A 15437-nucleotide genomic window follows, 5' to 3' on the forward strand; every position below is an offset into this window, starting at 1 on the left:
TCAGGACGCCGTGCGCATGAAGTGCCGGCTGTAGCGGCCGGCCAGTTTGCTGACCTCCAGCACAACCAGCAGATCGGCACAACGGAAATCCGGATCCCAGCAGGGTTCACCGCAGACCCGGGCGCCCAGGCGCATGTAGGCACGGATCAGGGCGGGGACGTCCACCGGGCGATCGTTGTCCCGTGTGTGGGTCAGGTGCGGCATTGCCCGGAGCGGTTTGACCAGAAAAGCCGGGTCGGCCAGGTACTCGTTCTGAAGATGGCGGGCGATGCGCCAGGCCTTCAGCCCTCCGTCAGACATGCCGATGCTCGCGCAGCCGATCATGTAGTCAACACCGCGTTCAACCAGGTATTCGGCCACTGCCGACCAGAGCAGGCTGATGGTTGCGCCGTTGCGGTAGTCCGGGTGAACGCAGGTGCGACCCAGTTCTGCGATGGTGCCGGGGAGTTGTTCCAGGGCACTCAGATCAAACTCGCCTGCCGAGTAAAAGCCGCCAACGGCTGCCGTGTCTGCCTGATGCAGGATTCGCGTGGTCGCTACCAGCTCGCCGGAATCCAGGTCGGTGACGATCAGGTGGTCACACACGGTGTCGAACTCGTCGGCGTCGATGCCTGGCGTCTGTGCTCCCAGGTCGCTGCCATACTCTTCCGAAAACACCCGGTAACGCAGTCGCTGGGCCGCCTCCACCTGTTTCGGGCACCGGGTCATGTCGGTTTTCAGGCGACGGGCGCTGCGGCGGGCTTTCGCGGTTTGTGTGGTCATGGCGTCGTCTCTTTTGTTTCCATTTCCCGACAAGCCTATGAAGCCGGTATGACACATCAGTGACCAAGAGGTGACGTGTCTGTGACACCAGGGAATGAATTGACGCTCGCGGTACCTGTGTCACAGGGTGTAACGAAGCAGCGGTTCCATGTATATTTCTGAATAGCATGTATAATTGCTGTTACAGCAGGTTGCCTGTATTGTCAGGTACACAGAATGACCTGAAACCGGAATAACAAAACCAGAGATGGATGGCGTGGAACAGACAAACGAAAGTTGGCGAATTCTGATTGTCGAGGACGACGAGCGGTTGGCAGAGTTAACCCGTGAATATCTTGAAAGCAACGGGTTGACTGTCTCCCTGGAAACCCACGGCGGCCCCGCGGTAGAGCGGATCCGCAATGAGCAACCGGATCTGGTGGTGCTGGATCTGATGTTGCCGGGTGAAGACGGGCTGTCCATATGCCGTCGGGTGCGTCCTTTCTATTCCGGCCCGATCATCATGCTGACCGCCCGCACCGATGATCTGGACCAGGTTCTGGGCCTGGAAATGGGTGCGGACGACTACATCGGCAAGCCGGTCAAACCCCGGGTGTTGCTTGCACGCATACGCGCCATGCTGCGTCGGGTTACCGAGACGGGCCAGGGAGCGGGTGACGAAGCAAGTGGCGAAGAACCGGTGCGTCTCCAGTTCAACGACCTGGTTGTTGACCGCTCCATGCGCGAAGCCTGGCTGAACGATGAAAGCATCGATCTGACCAGTGCCGAATTCGATCTGCTCTGGTTACTGGCCAGCAACGCCGGCCGTGTTCTCAGCCGGGAAGAAATCTTCACCGCTTTGCGCGGCATTGAGTACGATGGTCAGGACCGTTCCATTGATGTGCGCGTGTCCCGGATTCGCCCCAAAATTGGCGATGACCCCATCCATCCGCGGCGCATCAAGACCGTTCGCAGCAAAGGCTACCTGTTCGTAAAGGAAGCCTGACGATTCAGTCTCTTGAGCCGGTGTGCCATCCGCCCGCACACCGGTGTTCCATGCCAGGGTTGGTATCATGCCCCTGAAGTTCTTCCTCAAGCTCTATGCCCGCCTTGCCGGCCTGACCGCGCTGGTCGTTCTTTTATGTGTTCTGCTGTTCACCGGTATCAATACGGTACGCTCACAGTTCTGGCACGAACGTTTTCCCGAGCCCCTGATGCGCTGGCTGGCGGCCGCTCCGGCACCGGTACAACAGTACCATTGGCTGACCTCGACGGTGGATCTCCGCATGGGCGCCCCTTCCAGGTTCAATCTGTCCCCGGTGGCCCTGGAGCGACTTGGTTACGGTCAGGTGGTTGGTATTGAGAGTGGCGTGGGGTATCGGGTTCTGGTAACCGGGCTTGCCGGAGAGGTTCTGCAGCTCCGTCTGAACGAGCCCTACCGGGACGTTTCAGAAACCATTGGGCTGATCTTCCGCTGGCATCTTGATTCAGCCTGGGCGGATGACCGTCTCAATGTTGCTTCGCAAATGGCCCGGTCTCTCAATGTAGAAGTTCACTCTCTGGACGATGCCGCTCTGCTGCCGGACCCTGACGTTCTGGACCAGGTTGCCGAGCGTGGTCTTGCCTTTTACACCGACGAATCGGACGGTTGCGGCCGGGTGATCGTTCAGTTATCCGATGGCGAGCTGTACCGGATCGATATGCCAACTGCGTTTAATGCCTGGGCCTGGCCGGTTGTCTTGCTGCTGGTGCTGGTACTGGGTGGGGTGCTGGCCGTTGCCCTTTTCCTGGCGCTCCGGGAGGTGGACAGTAATCTCAGAACCGTTGAGTCGGTCGCGGTCCGAATCGCTCGTGGCGAGATGGGCGCCCGGGTCCAGACGGGCGAAGGAACACTGGTTACCCGCTTGGCCTCGTCTTTCAACGGGATGGCCGAACATATACAGCGCCTGGTGCAGGTGCAGCGGGAAATGATCCATGCCGTTTCTCACGAATTACGTACCCCGGTGGCCAGGATCCGCTTTGGTGTCCAGATGATTGAGGACTGCCAGGACCAGGCTGCACTTCAGAAGCAGCTGGATGGTATTGATGGCGATATCCAAGAGCTGGACGAGCTGATCGACGAGATCCTGACCTATGCCCGGCTGGAGCAGGGTGGTCCGGTATTTTCCCTTCAGGAAAACTCGGTCACCGACATTGTCCGTCAGGTAGTTTCTGAACAACAGATGGTTCGGCCCGAGCTGAACATTGAAGGTGATATCGATGAGGTTTCCGAACGTTGGGCATTGTCGGATATCGAGCCTCGCTACCTGCACCGGGCGATCCAGAATCTGGTGGGCAATGCCGGTCGCTATGCCGCGGGCAAGGTGCTGGTAAGTTGCCACTTTGATGAGGACAACTGCCGCATCGACGTCGAAGACGATGGGCCCGGCATTCCTGAGGAAGACTGGGAGAAGGTGTTTACCGCGTTTGCCCGTCTGGATGACAGTCGTACCCGAACCTCCGGCGGCTACGGCCTCGGTTTGTCTATTGTTCGCAGGATTCTGTACTGGCATGGGGGCCACGCTTTCGTCAGCAGGAGTGATACGCTCGGCGGCGCAAAATTCAGCCTGGTCTGGCCCCGGAAAAAACCTGTGGACTCAATTGTGTGAAGCAGGGCTCATCGCCTCACCTGATGTAACAAAGTGACTACACAAGCACTACTGAAGTGTTTGGCTGCCGGGTTAATAATCGAAAGCGTAAGGGATGACTTTTGAGGTTGTAGTTCTTACGAACTTTCCTTGTTTCATTCGTCATTTGAGGGCCGGTTTTCCGGCCCTTTTTTTATGTCCTTTCCCAAATTCCGTATCGGTCACCCTTTCCCGGCTGCTCTGCTGTTAGAATCTCAGGAAACAACAGGAGGCCATCCATGACCCGCTATCTGCTCGCCATTGACCAGGGGACAACCAGTTCCCGTGCCATTGTTTTCGACCACACGGGAAACAGCGTTGCCACTGACCAGCAGGAATTTCACCAGTATTTCCCGAAAGATGGCTGGGTAGAGCATGATGCCCAGGAAATCTGGGACAGCACTCTGGCGGTGTGTCGTGGCGCCCTCGACAAAGCAGGCATCGAGGCCTCGGAGCTGGCGGGCATCGGCATCACCAACCAGCGTGAAACAACGGTGATCTGGGACAGGGGAACCGGCGAGCCGATCTACCACGCCATCGTCTGGCAGGACCGTCGAACGGCGTCCTGGTGTACCAAGCTGAAATCTGACGGCCATGAGGACATGGTTGTAGAGCGCACAGGGCTGTTGATTGATCCCTACTTCTCGGCCACGAAGATAGCCTGGATCCTGGATAACGTGGAGGGCGCCCGTAGCCGGGCTGAATCCGGTGAGCTGGCTTTCGGAACTGTGGACAGCTGGCTGCTCTGGAACCTGACCGACGGCAAATCCCACTGTACCGATGCCACCAATGCGTCTAGAACAGCGCTCTTCAATATTCACAAGCAGGACTGGGACGACGACCTTCTAGCCCTGTTCCGCGTGCCCCGGGCCCTGCTGCCGGAGGTCCTGGACAGCGCCGCAGATTATGGCACCGCCGAAGCCCGTTGGTTGGGCAGTCCCGTCACTATTGCCGGGATTGCAGGGGACCAGCACGCTGCTCTGGTGGGGCAGGCGTGCTTTCGCCCGGGCATGGCGAAAAGCACCTACGGTACCGGCTGCTTCCTTATGCTTAACACCGGTGATCAGGCCGTCCGGTCCGAGAACCGGTTGCTGACCACTATGGCCTATCGCCTGAACGGCAAGCCCTGTTACGCGGTGGAGGGCAGTATTTTTGTCGCCGGTGCTGCCATGCAATGGCTGCGGGACGGGCTGAAGCTGATCGCTCACGCCAACGAATCTTCGGCCCATGCCGAGGCAGTCGGAGTCGACAATCCGGTGTATCTGGTTCCTGCATTTACCGGTCTGGGGGCGCCTCATTGGGACCCTCACGCCCGCGGCGCCATCATGGGTCTGACCCGGGATACGGGAATTGGCGAGATTGTTACTGCCGGTCTGCAGTCGGTCTGCTATCAGACCAAGGATCTGGTGCGAGCGATTCAGAACGACGGTGCCCGGCTTGAATCGCTGCGGGTAGACGGCGGTATGGTGGTGAACGATTGGGTCATGCAGTTCCTGGCCGACATACTGAATGTCACTGTTGACCGCCCCCGTGTCACCGAGACAACTGCGCTGGGAGCGGCCTATCTGGCGGGGCTGCAGACCGGTGTTTTTGAAAGCCTAGAGCAGATATCCGGGCTCTGGGAATGCGAGCGGCAGTTCCACCCGGAAATGCGTCCGGCTCTTCGAGAATCGCTCTACGCTGGCTGGCTGGATGCTGTTGAGCGCGTGTGCAACAACTAGAGTCAGGCGGTGCGCTCGAAGGCAATCAGGTGATCCGCTTCGACCCGCACCGGGACATGCTCGCCAAGATTGAAATCCAGATGACTTCGGAACAGGGCCTCGAACTCCGTGTCCTCGGAACATCGGAAACGGTACAGGGTTGAAGTGCCAGCAAAGGTTTTCTCAACTACCTTTGGCTGCAGATCCGAGTCGGGGTCATGAACGATGTCATCAGGGCGGATCAGGACGTCAACCAGAGTGCCGGGCTCCCATTTGTAGGCCCGGTTACCATGGATAACTCCCAGCTCGGACTCAATGGTATCCGGCCCAAGGGCCGTGCCGGGGATAAACCCACCCTGGCCAACGAAGCTGGCAACGAAACGATTCGCTGGTTCGTGGTACAGGTTGTAGGGTACGTCCCACTGCTGGATCCTGCCATCGCGCAACACCGCGACCTGATCGCACATGGCAAAGGCTTCCTGCTGGTCGTGGGTGACAAGGATAGCGCTGATGCCCAGAGTCTTCAGGATTTCGCGAACATCCAGGCTCAGCCGCCGGCGCAGATCTGCGTCCAGGTTGGAAAACGGCTCATCAAGCAAAATCAGGGTGGGCTCGGGTGCCAGGGCGCGGGCCAGGGCAACCCGCTGTTGCTGGCCGCCAGACAGTTCATGGGGGTAGTTGTCTGCCAGATCCTGCAGGTGCACGACATTCAGGAGTTCCATGACCTTCTGCCGTTTTTCTGCCTTGTTCAGATTACGCAGACCGAACCCCACGTTGTCTGCAATGGTCAGGTGCGGAAACAGGGCATAATCCTGGAACACCATGCCGATCCGCCGTTTTTCCGGGGGCAGGGTGCGCCCGGGCAGGCTTATGGCCTGGGACTGCAGGCAGATTTCGCCGCCGCTTAGTGGCAGAAAGCCGGCGAGGGCGCGCAGTATCGTGCTTTTGCCGCAGCCGCTGGGGCCGAGAAGACAACCGATGTCGCCATGACTCAGGGCAAAACTCACATCCTTGACCACTGAATCCCCGCCGTAGCCGCAGGACAGGTTGTTGACCTCAAGCAGCCAGTCTGCCGGAGATTGCGCGGTTGTGCTCATGAAGTCAGTCCAGCCGGTTCAGGATGAGAAATTCAAGCAGGGCCTTCTGTGCATGCAGGCGATTTTCAGCCTCGTCCCAGACTACGGAGGCGGGATGCTCCATCATATCTGCCGAGATTTCCTCGCCCCGGTGGGCAGGCAGGCAGTGCATGAAGAGCGCATCCTTGTCAGCTACAGCGAGTAGCTCCGGGTTGATCTGGTAGCCACTGAACGCTTTTTCACGGGCCTTCTGTTCGTCTTCCTGGCCCATGGAGGCCCAGACATCCGTCACCAGAAGCTGTGCGTTACGGGCTGCCTCTGCCGGCTCCCGGAACACCTTGACCCGGTCTTCGTGGCTTTTGATCAATGACTCGGCCGGTTCGTAGCCTTCGGGGCAGGCAATGTTCAGGTTGAAATCAAACTGGGCGGCGGCGTTGATGTACGAGTGGCACATGTTGTTCCCGTCGCCGATCCAGGCCACCGTGGCACCACGAATGCTGCCACGGTGCTCGCGGTAAGTCTGCATGTCGGCGAGCAGCTGGCAGGGATGAAAATCATCGGTCAGGGCGTTGATCACTGGCACCCTGGATGCAGCGGCAAAGCGCTCCACTGTCTCGTGGGCAAAGGTGCGGATCATCACCGCGTCGACCATGCTGGAGATGACAATGGCAGAGTCTTCAATGGGTTCGCCGCGGCCAAGCTGGGTGTCCCTGGGCGACAGGAACATTGCGGAGCCGCCGAGCTGGACCATGCCGGCTTCAAAAGAAACCCTGGTTCGTGTGGACGATTTCTCGAAGATCATTGCCAGGACCCGGTTTTTCAGGGAGTCCCGAACCTTGCCTTGCCGCCATTCCTTGCGCAATGCCGAGGCATGATCAACCAGGCTTTCAAGCTCGGTGGTTGTCATGTCATTCAATGTCAGAAAATGTCTTGCCGCCATGCAGTGGCCCTTATCTCAACGAACCCCGCCGCTGGCGGGATTGCCTGAACGTTGGCTGAAAAATGGGGCATCAAGTCTAGCCCTTCGGAGCAGGTATGACAACGCTGTAACGGGGCTGGAACTGCCGGTGTTGCGCGAGGTCAAATCAAGGTGTTTGGTGAGGGGTTAGGCACCCGTGTACAATGGCGTCAAGAAAATTGCCGTGTGGCAAGACTGCTCCAACAGAGGTGAATGTTCATGGATATCAATGAAACCATTAAAAGCCAGCTCGAAGAGAATCCGATCATCCTGTACATGAAGGGCAGCCCCCAGGCGCCCCAGTGTGGCTTCTCGGCCAAAACCGTACAGGCTGTAATGGCTTGCGGAGAGCGCTTTGCCTTTGTGAATATCCTGGATAACCAGGAGCTTCGTGAAGCCCTTAAGGTTTACTCCAGCTGGCCGACCTATCCCCAGCTCTATATTAACGGTGAGCTGGTTGGCGGTTGTGACATCGTTCTGGAAATGTCCGAGAGCGGTGAACTGGCCAAGCTTGTGAAAGAGGCCGCGAAGCAGGCAGAAGCCTGAGGTTGCCGCTGGTCAGAGCCGTTTCGGGGTGAACAGCAGTTCGACCTCGAAGCGGTTCCGGCTCCCGCCGTCTTTCGGCGGTTGGGGGTAGGGGCTCGCTGCCAGAGCGGCCCGGTATGCAGCCTCGTCAATTCTCTTGATACCCGTCGATTTCAGCACCCTTGCCCGGGTCAGGGCGCCATTTCCAAGCAATTGCAGCTCCACTTCCATGGCCACTGTCTGGGTCAAATCCCTCATTGCCGGTACTCTCAGCTTCTCCAGCTCCCGGGCCAGGTGGATGGCCAGCTTGACCACGTAAGGGTCCAGTTCAGCCGGTGACTCGGTTATTCGTGTAACCTTCTGTTCCGGGCTTTCCGCAGACGGTTCCAGTTCTGCTCCAGCAGAGGCGCTGGTGCTCGACTGTGCAGCTTCGCTTTCCGGGCCACTGGTATTGGCTCGCTCACTCGGTGCCGGGGTTTTTGTTTGACGGGAGGTGATAGTCTCGGGTTCCGGTGGGGATTCGGGGCGAGGGGGATCAACCTCAAAAGGCGGGATCCGGGCTGCGTCCTGGCTCGGGCTGGGGTTTTCGGTCATGTTGGCGACGGCTTCACGTGCGCCTCTGGGTACCAGCTCAAAACGGACACTCTCCTTGTGAGTGGTTGCCCGTTCTTCCATGGGAGTCGGGATGCCTGAAAGCAGCAGCGTGTGAAGGAAGAGTGCCAGAGAAACTGCAAGCCCCAGCCGGTACGTGGCCGGCAGGGGATTAAGACTGCTGTTGTCAGGCATTGGCGTCAGGCGGTCTTGCTCCGCAGGGTACCGACGACCGCATCCAGGGCCCGATCAATCAGCGCTCCCTGCTCAAGCAGGGTCAGCCGGCCGCGCCGCATTTCGTGGGCCAGTTCAATCCGGGTTTTCTCAATAACCTTCAGCCCCATCCGGTTCACGAAGACAAAGCAGTCTGCTTCCTCAATGATGGCGGAAAGCTTGCACCGGAAGCTGGCGCCATTGACGAGACGGAACTCTACCCAGTTGCCGATTTCTATACTGTCTATCTGCGCCACGTACTCGGAGATAGCCGCCTCTTCCAGCTCCTGCTGACGTTCAACAGCCGTCTGGTGAACGGTGGCAATCTCCTCTTCTTCCGGCTCCTCGGGCGAATCCTGAAGCGCTTCGATTGCGGCATTGGTACGGAATGCTTCGGCCAGCTGATGCTTAAGCTGGCCCATCATCTCGTCAAGTCTGGATGAGTTATAGGACACTTCTTCCAGTCCTGATCGCAACGACTTCAGCAAGCCCGGCACGACGCGCACCCATTGGTCTCTTTCGTCGTCTTCCTGATGAGGGTGAAGGCACCAGATAAGATCGTCGACAACTTTGACGGTTGCGTTCCATCGATGCTCCACATCGTCCCGGAGATAGGCAAGAAACATCACGCGGCTCCAGCCATTCATCAGGATGTCGTGGATGGATTCGGGAAGTTTATAACGGGAGACTTTCTGCTTCAGAAGGTTATCGACGGTTTGTTGGGCTGTCTGGGATTTGATCCGACCCCGCTCTGATTCCCTGGTTCGCTGCTCCACCAGTGACGCCTTGCGGTTCTCACGTTCGAGAAATTGCTCGAATTCCTGGTTCAGGGTTTCAAACAGCGCAACGTCGCCGTCAAATTCGTTGAGAATCCTTTGCACAATGTTATGAATCTGTCCGTAGAGTTTGTCTTTGGTTTTTTCGTCGCTGCTACTCCAGCCGATGCCAGCTCTCGCGAGGGAGTTCAGAAGCCGTCTGGCCGGGTGCGTAGCCTGGCTGAAGAAACTTTTGTCCCGGATAACCACTTTCAGGATCGGAATCTGCAGCCTGCTTATCAATACCTGAACTGGAGCCGACAGGTTGTAATCATCGAGAATGAACTCGAACAGCATGGAGACGAGGTTAATGAGGTCTTCATCAATTTCGTTAAGCGCCGGTTTTCGGCCATCTCCAGTATCGGTCTGGGAAAGGAGCTGTTGTACCAGTTGACGCAGATCAACGCTGACCGGTTCGCCAGCGCTCAGGTTGCCCTGATCCTGCCGGGCGCCTGACAGTGGCAATGAATTCAAAAGACTTGCCAGTTCGGAGTCACCTACTACCCGTACATTCGGGTCTGATGCGCGGGGAGGTATGCCCGCATTGGCCCGCTGAAGCGCCAGCATCTGTCTGATCTGTTCAAAAACCGCACTACTGCTGCCGGCCTGGCCGGCCCGTTCTGTCGCTGAGGCGTCCGGCGCTTTCTCCTCTGTTGGCGTATCTGTCGACTGGGCCTTGGAGGCATCATGCTGCTGTCCGGCTTTGCCGTGATACCTGAAATTCGGAATGATCCCCGCCTGAATCAGTATGCGGTTGGCTTCATCCAGAAGCATGCCCAGGTTGGAGACAACGTAGCGGTCAAACTGTTTTAGCAGAATCAGGCGTTCCCGAATCTGGATTTCCAGAGCCTGTATGGCCTCAGTGAACGCGCTGCACAGGTGTTCTGGCGCCATGGGATTCACCGGTGATTCGTCGGTGGCTTCCGGATACACCTGGCTGAAGCGGGTCTGGAGCTGAAGCAGCGGGCCCTGAAAGTGTGCTTTCGCCTTGGTGATCATGGCGTTGAGCGCAACCTGTTCTTCTAGGTCGTCGTTGCCGACCAGGGCGAGGGTATCTGCGCTGGCCTGCTTGTTCAGGGTTTCTTCCTGGAGCGGGCCAGTATGAGGGGGGGTGGCGAAGTACTGAGCAACCGTGTTCTGAAAATGCCGCTCCACACCCTTCCGCTTGATGCGTATTTCACGCATCGCTTCGAAATACCGGTTCTGTTCATTATTGCTGCGGGCATTGTTGGCCAACTCGAACAGTGAATCGTCGACGGCGTCGAAGGCGCCCTGCAGCAAATCACCAAGTCCGGCGACAACGGTGTCCCGGATGCGGGTGACCTCCGCAGGAACCGGTCTGTTACTTCCGGCTTCCCTGTGCTCACGGAGGTAATGTATGCCGGACTGCTTGTTCATGGCAGACTCCTGTTTACGCCTCAACCGGATACATGACCGAGCGGGTAATCCTTGAATTCTCGTTATTGGTTAAATTTACCGCATTTTTCTCAAAGTTAACATGACCAAACGCTAACCTGGGAGCAAATTCAAAAAAACATGGGGTGCCGAAAAGGCACCCTCATGCAGGTTACTGACTTGCCGAAGAATTCGTATTCAGCTCACATAAACCGGACCGATACCCATGCTCCAGATGACGACGCTGATGGCAAGCAGAGCGACGAACATAACCAGGCCCACTGTCAGGACTGCAGAGGCGAACATAAAGCCCTTGTCCGCCGGTATCTTCATCAGGATAGGGAGGCCCTCATACAGCAGGTAAACGGCGTAGGCAACGGCCACCAGGCCTGCCAGCATGTTCACCCAGATGTTCGGATAAGCGGCGATGACTCCGATCAGGAAAATGGGGGTCGCCGTGTAGGCGGCCAGGGCCACACCTCTGGGAGTTCGCTCGACCGCGTCATAAGTGGCCGCAAAGAAATCGATGAACTTGCCCAGGACAAAGATCCCGGCAAGCATGGCGCCATAAAAGAGCACCGATAACTGCAGCGCGCTCGTCATCGACAGTTTTGTAATCTGGCCGTCTCCAATCTGCCAGCCCACCTGGGTTGTTCCGAAGAAGCCGGCAACTGCGGGAATCAGTGCCAATAACAGAATGTGACCTGCATATAGTTTCGTGACGGACTCAGATTCATTACGAATCGCCTCCCACTCCTGGTCAGGATGGGCGAGCAGGCCAAACGTGTGTGTCAGACTCATGGACGTATTCCTTGTGATTGTTTTTGTTTCGCACGCTCCTTCAGTGTTGGTGGGGGATCAACGGGGGTCAAGCTGGCGGTTAAATTTTGATCTTTCAAGAACGGGAGGCGCTATAACTGTGGGGTCTATAGCGCCAATCCGGGAGCGTTCTCGGGGGACTATTGTTTTAGTGAAAGTGAGCGCTTTTTGCGCTTTTTCGGGTGCACAATGGCTGCCTTCACAACATTGTCCTTGATTTGCAGCACCTCTACCCGATGACCGTCCACTTTCAGGCAGACGTTGGTGTCGGGGATGTTCTCCAGGGTTTCAGTGATCAGGCCATTGAGGGTTTTCGGCCCGTCGGTGGGGAGCTTCCAGCCCAGGGTCTTGTTGATGGTTCTAACGGCAGAGGTGCCGTCGATAATAAAGGTGCCATTATCCTGGGGAATAATGTCCGGGCTGGTGGCGGCGTAATCCGTCGTAAAGTCCCCGACGATTTCTTCGAGTATGTCCTCGAGGGTGGCCAGGCCCAGAACGTCACCATATTCGTCCACTACCACACCAAACCTGCGGCGACCCTTCTGAAAGTTAATCAGTTGGGTGTTCAGAGGCGTGCTTTCTGGAATGAAATAGGGTTCCTGGCAAAGCTGCATGATCATGGCCTTGTTGATCTCATCCTGCTGAAGCAGTTTCGAAGCGCTGCGTAGATGCAGTATTCCCTGGATGTTATTGATGTCGCCCTTATAAACTGGAAGCCGGGTGTGCTGGCTGCTGCGCAGTTGACGCAGGATTGTGTCGGTGTCGTCCTCCAGATCGATACCTACCACCTCGTTGCGGGGAACCATGATGTCGTTCACGGTTACTTTTTCGAGGTCCAGGATGCTGACCAGCATGTCCTTGTGCTTGGCTGGAATCAGGGCCCCGGCCTCGTTCACCAGTGTTCGGAGTTCTTCGCGACTCAGGTGGTCGTTTGCTGCATCCGCAGCAGAAACGCCCAGCAGCTTGAGAATGCCTCCGGTAAACAGGTTTACGGCCCAGACAATCGGGTAGAGGATTTTCAGCAGGGGGCCAAGGATGTAGCTGGCGGGGAATGCGATTTTCTCGGGAAACAATGCCGCCAGGGTTTTCGGGGTAACTTCTGCGAAGATCAGAATCACGATGGTCAGCAGGATAGTGGCGATCGCGATGCCGGCATCGCCCCAGACCCGTATCGCAATAACGGTCGCGATCGACGAAGCAAAGATGTTGACGAAGTTGTTGCCGATCAGGATCACGCCGATAAGCTGGTCGGTGCGTTGCAGCAAGCCCTGGGCCCGCTTGGCACCTTTGTGGCCGGTTTTGGCCATGTGTTTGAGGCGGTATCGGTTGAGGGACATCATCCCGGTTTCGGAGCTTGAGAAGAAACCGGAGAGCAGGATCAGTCCGACCAGGAGAATAAACAGCGCAGTAAGCGATGTTTCGTTCAAAAGAGGTGTCCTTATATTGCTGACAAGTAGCGAAAATAGGGTTTTGGCGAGTGTTGTGTCAAGAGAATACCGGGAGTTCCTGGGATTAGCCGCCGCGCTGGAAGATCAGCTCCAGCACAAACTTGCTGCCATAGAATGCCAGCATCAGAAGTGCGCAGCCCGCAAGGGTCCATCGGCTAGCGGTAATCCCGCGCCAGCCTTTGGTGTAACGACCAATCAGGAGCGCCACGAAAACCAGTAGGGACAGGATGGAGAACAGCGTCTTGTGAGCGAGGTTCTGGGCAAACAGGTCCTCTATAAAGAGGGCGCCCGTCACGATTGCCAGAATCAGCATCACAACGCCGGCCCAGACCATTTCAAACAGTAGCGACTCCATTGTCTGCAATGGCGGCAGGTTGCGAACCAGCAGGCTGTTGTAGTTGTGCTTTAGTTGGCGGTTCTGGAAATAAAGAAGAACCGCCTGGATGGCCGCCAGGGTAAAGAGGCTGTAGGCTGTCACCGAAAGTGCTATGTGGGAGAGCATGCCATAGCTTTGCTCCGACACCAGTCTCGAGGGGCCGTGTGTAACAAGAGCAAGGATGATGGTGAGGCCGGCCAGGGGATAGACGCCCAGGAAAAGGCTTTGTACTGGTTTTTTGAGGTTGAGCCCCAGCAACAGGAACACGATCAGCCAGGAAATCAGAACCGAGCTTTTGAAAAAGCTGAAATCGAAGCCGCCGTCATGGTGGACCGTCTGGCCAATAAGAAGTCCGTGGCTGGTCAGGGCAAGAACGCCAATCAGGGTGGTAATGGCAATATTGCTCTGAACCCGGCCCCTGAAATGCAGGGCCTGCAGCGCGGTACCGACGCTGTAAAGAAAAAGAGAGGTGACCGCGAGAATCAGCGTTCCCATGACTTCCTTATTAACCACTGTTCTGACTGGGGATCGGCGCTGGTTTCGGCCGATTTGACCGGGCTGGTCGTTTCAGGGCGATAGTCTGGTTATAATGTCGCGATTATGCAACTGGAATCAAGGAGTCGTCGCAGGCTCTGTCGATTCACGCACTCAATTTATCCGGGGTACGGAAGAGCAACATGTTTGAGAACCTCCAAGACCGACTTTCCGGCAGTCTGCGCAAGATTTCCGGCCAGGCGCGCCTCACTGATGACAATATAAAGGACACTCTCCGGGAAGTGCGGATGGCGCTGCTGGAGGCGGATGTCGCCCTGCCGGTAGTGAAGGACTTTGTTGAGGGCGTCCGCAAGCGAGCCATTGGCCAGGAGGTGCAGCGCAGCCTGACACCGGGGCAGGTCTTCGTAAAAGTTGTCCAGCAGGAGCTGGAGCGGGTGATGGGCGAGGGCAACGAATCCCTCAATCTGAACGTCCAGCCGCCGGCAGTGATTATGATGGCCGGTCTGCAGGGTGCGGGTAAGACCACTACCGTCGCCAAGCTTTCCCGCTTCCTCAAGGAGCGGCAGAAGAAGTCCGTTCTGGTGGTCAGTGCGGACGTCTATCGTCCTGCCGCGATTCGCCAGTTGGAGACCCTTGCCGGCGAGGTGGGTGTCGAGTTCTTCCCGAGCAGCGCCGACCAGGATCCCGTGGATATCGCCGAGGGCGCGATCGCAGCCGCCAGGAAAAAGCACATCGATGTGGTGATTCTTGATACCGCCGGTCGACTCCATGTCGATGAACAGATGATGGGCGAGATCGGCCGGCTGCATAAGGCGGTCAATCCGGTTGAGACCCTGTTCGTGGTCGACGCCATGACCGGTCAGGATGCGGCCAACACCGCCAAGGCGTTTAACGATGCCCTGCCACTTACGGGTGTGGTGCTGACCAAAACCGATGGCGACGCCCGTGGCGGTGCCGCCCTGTCTGTTCGCCACATTACCGGCAAGCCAATCAAGTTCCTGGGTGTGGGTGAAAAGTCCGATGCCCTTGAGCCGTTCTACCCGGACCGGGTCGCGTCCCGGATCCTTGGCATGGGGGACGTGCTCTCACTGATCGAAGAGGCGGAGCGCAAGCTGGACCAGAAAAAGGCCCAGAAGCTCACCAAGAAAATCAAGAAGGGCAAGAGCTTTGACCTGGAGGATTTTCGTGATCAGCTGCAGCAGATGAAGAACATGGGTGGCATCGGTGGCCTGCTCGACAAGCTGCCGGGCATGGGTCAGATGGCCCAGGTGGCGCAGCAGCAGGTTAACGACAAGTCCATGGGGCAGATGGAAGCCATCATCTGCTCGATGACGCCGAAGGAGCGGCGTTACCCGGATGTGATCAACAATTCCCGCAAGCGCCGGATCGCCACGGGGTCTGGAACCCAGATCCAGGATGTGAATCGTCTGCTGAAACAGCACAAGCAAATGCAGAAGATGATGAAAAAGTTTGGCAAGAAAGGCGGTATGGCGAATATGATGCGCGGCATGGGTGGCATGATGCCCCCGGGCGGCGGTGGGGGAGGCGGTATGCCTCCGTTTGGCCGTATGTAAAAAGCCTTACATGGAAAACGGGGAAACAACTGGTTTTGCTGTTTT

Annotated in this window: 13 protein-coding genes; 5 read left to right on the forward strand and 8 right to left on the reverse strand. The window is 57.3% G+C overall.

The window, feature by feature from the left end; genetic code table 11:
• On the reverse strand, nt 1-762 hold the full coding sequence (locus ACO06L_RS19470) for a GNAT family N-acetyltransferase (protein ID WP_202347108.1): 762 nt from the start codon (nt 760-762) through the stop codon (nt 1-3).
• A 247-nt stretch (nt 763-1009) separates the two neighbouring features.
• Here ACO06L_RS19470 and ACO06L_RS19475 point away from each other — a divergent pair, with 247 nt between their 5' ends.
• From ACO06L_RS19475 to glpK, 3 genes are all read left to right on the forward strand, one after another.
• On the forward strand, nt 1010-1747 hold the full coding sequence (locus tag ACO06L_RS19475) for a response regulator (protein ID WP_088829104.1): 738 nt from the start codon (nt 1010-1012) through the stop codon (nt 1745-1747).
• Between the two features lie 22 nt (nt 1748-1769).
• The gene (locus ACO06L_RS19480) at nt 1770-3389 is read left to right on the forward strand and encodes an ATP-binding protein (RefSeq protein ID WP_320407630.1); all 1620 of its coding nucleotides are present in this window, start codon (nt 1770-1772) and stop codon (nt 3387-3389) included.
• Nucleotides 3390-3646: 257 nt separating this feature from the next.
• Nucleotides 3647-5128, forward strand: a complete 1482-nt coding sequence (gene glpK / locus ACO06L_RS19485) for a glycerol kinase GlpK (RefSeq protein ID WP_202347109.1) — start codon at nt 3647-3649, stop codon at nt 5126-5128.
• A gap of 2 nt (nt 5129-5130) precedes the next feature.
• Here the strand turns inward: glpK and ACO06L_RS19490 are convergent, their stop codons facing one another.
• On the reverse strand, nt 5131-6204 hold the full coding sequence (locus ACO06L_RS19490) for an ABC transporter ATP-binding protein (protein ID WP_064227096.1): 1074 nt from the start codon (nt 6202-6204) through the stop codon (nt 5131-5133).
• A gap of 4 nt (nt 6205-6208) precedes the next feature.
• Complete coding sequence (gene argF, locus ACO06L_RS19495; RefSeq protein ID WP_064227097.1) at nt 6209-7123, reverse strand: ornithine carbamoyltransferase; 915 nt, start codon at nt 7121-7123, stop codon at nt 6209-6211.
• Between the two features lie 237 nt (nt 7124-7360).
• Between argF and grxD the strand changes: the two genes are divergently transcribed.
• Nucleotides 7361-7687, forward strand: a complete 327-nt coding sequence (grxD, locus tag ACO06L_RS19500) for a Grx4 family monothiol glutaredoxin (protein ID WP_008176261.1) — start codon at nt 7361-7363, stop codon at nt 7685-7687.
• A 12-nt stretch (nt 7688-7699) separates the two neighbouring features.
• On the opposite strand, the gene ACO06L_RS19505 is transcribed toward grxD, so the two are convergent.
• The 5 genes from ACO06L_RS19505 to ACO06L_RS19525 form a co-directional block, all read right to left on the reverse strand.
• Nucleotides 7700-8452 (reverse strand): energy transducer TonB family protein, encoded by a 753-nt coding sequence (locus ACO06L_RS19505; protein WP_202347110.1) that lies wholly within the window; start codon nt 8450-8452, stop codon nt 7700-7702.
• A 5-nt stretch (nt 8453-8457) separates the two neighbouring features.
• Nucleotides 8458-10683, reverse strand: a complete 2226-nt coding sequence (locus tag ACO06L_RS19510) for a DUF1631 domain-containing protein (RefSeq protein ID WP_421846153.1) — start codon at nt 10681-10683, stop codon at nt 8458-8460.
• A gap of 195 nt (nt 10684-10878) precedes the next feature.
• Nucleotides 10879-11481 (reverse strand): Yip1 family protein, encoded by a 603-nt coding sequence (locus ACO06L_RS19515; protein ID WP_064227100.1) that lies wholly within the window; start codon nt 11479-11481, stop codon nt 10879-10881.
• Between the two features lie 158 nt (nt 11482-11639).
• Entirely contained in the window at nt 11640-12926 is a 1287-nt protein-coding gene (locus tag ACO06L_RS19520; protein WP_064227101.1) for an HlyC/CorC family transporter, read from the reverse strand.
• Between the two features lie 85 nt (nt 12927-13011).
• On the reverse strand, nt 13012-13818 hold the full coding sequence (locus ACO06L_RS19525) for a cytochrome C assembly family protein (protein WP_008176250.1): 807 nt from the start codon (nt 13816-13818) through the stop codon (nt 13012-13014).
• A gap of 182 nt (nt 13819-14000) precedes the next feature.
• On the opposite strand from ACO06L_RS19525, the gene ffh reads away from it, so the two are divergent.
• Complete coding sequence (gene ffh, locus ACO06L_RS19530) at nt 14001-15392, forward strand: signal recognition particle protein (RefSeq protein ID WP_202347112.1); 1392 nt, start codon at nt 14001-14003, stop codon at nt 15390-15392.
• The last annotated feature ends 45 nt before the right edge of the window (nt 15393-15437 follow it).

Source organism: Marinobacter sp., from assembly GCF_965229985.1.
Lineage (GTDB): Bacteria > Pseudomonadota > Gammaproteobacteria > Pseudomonadales > Oleiphilaceae > Marinobacter.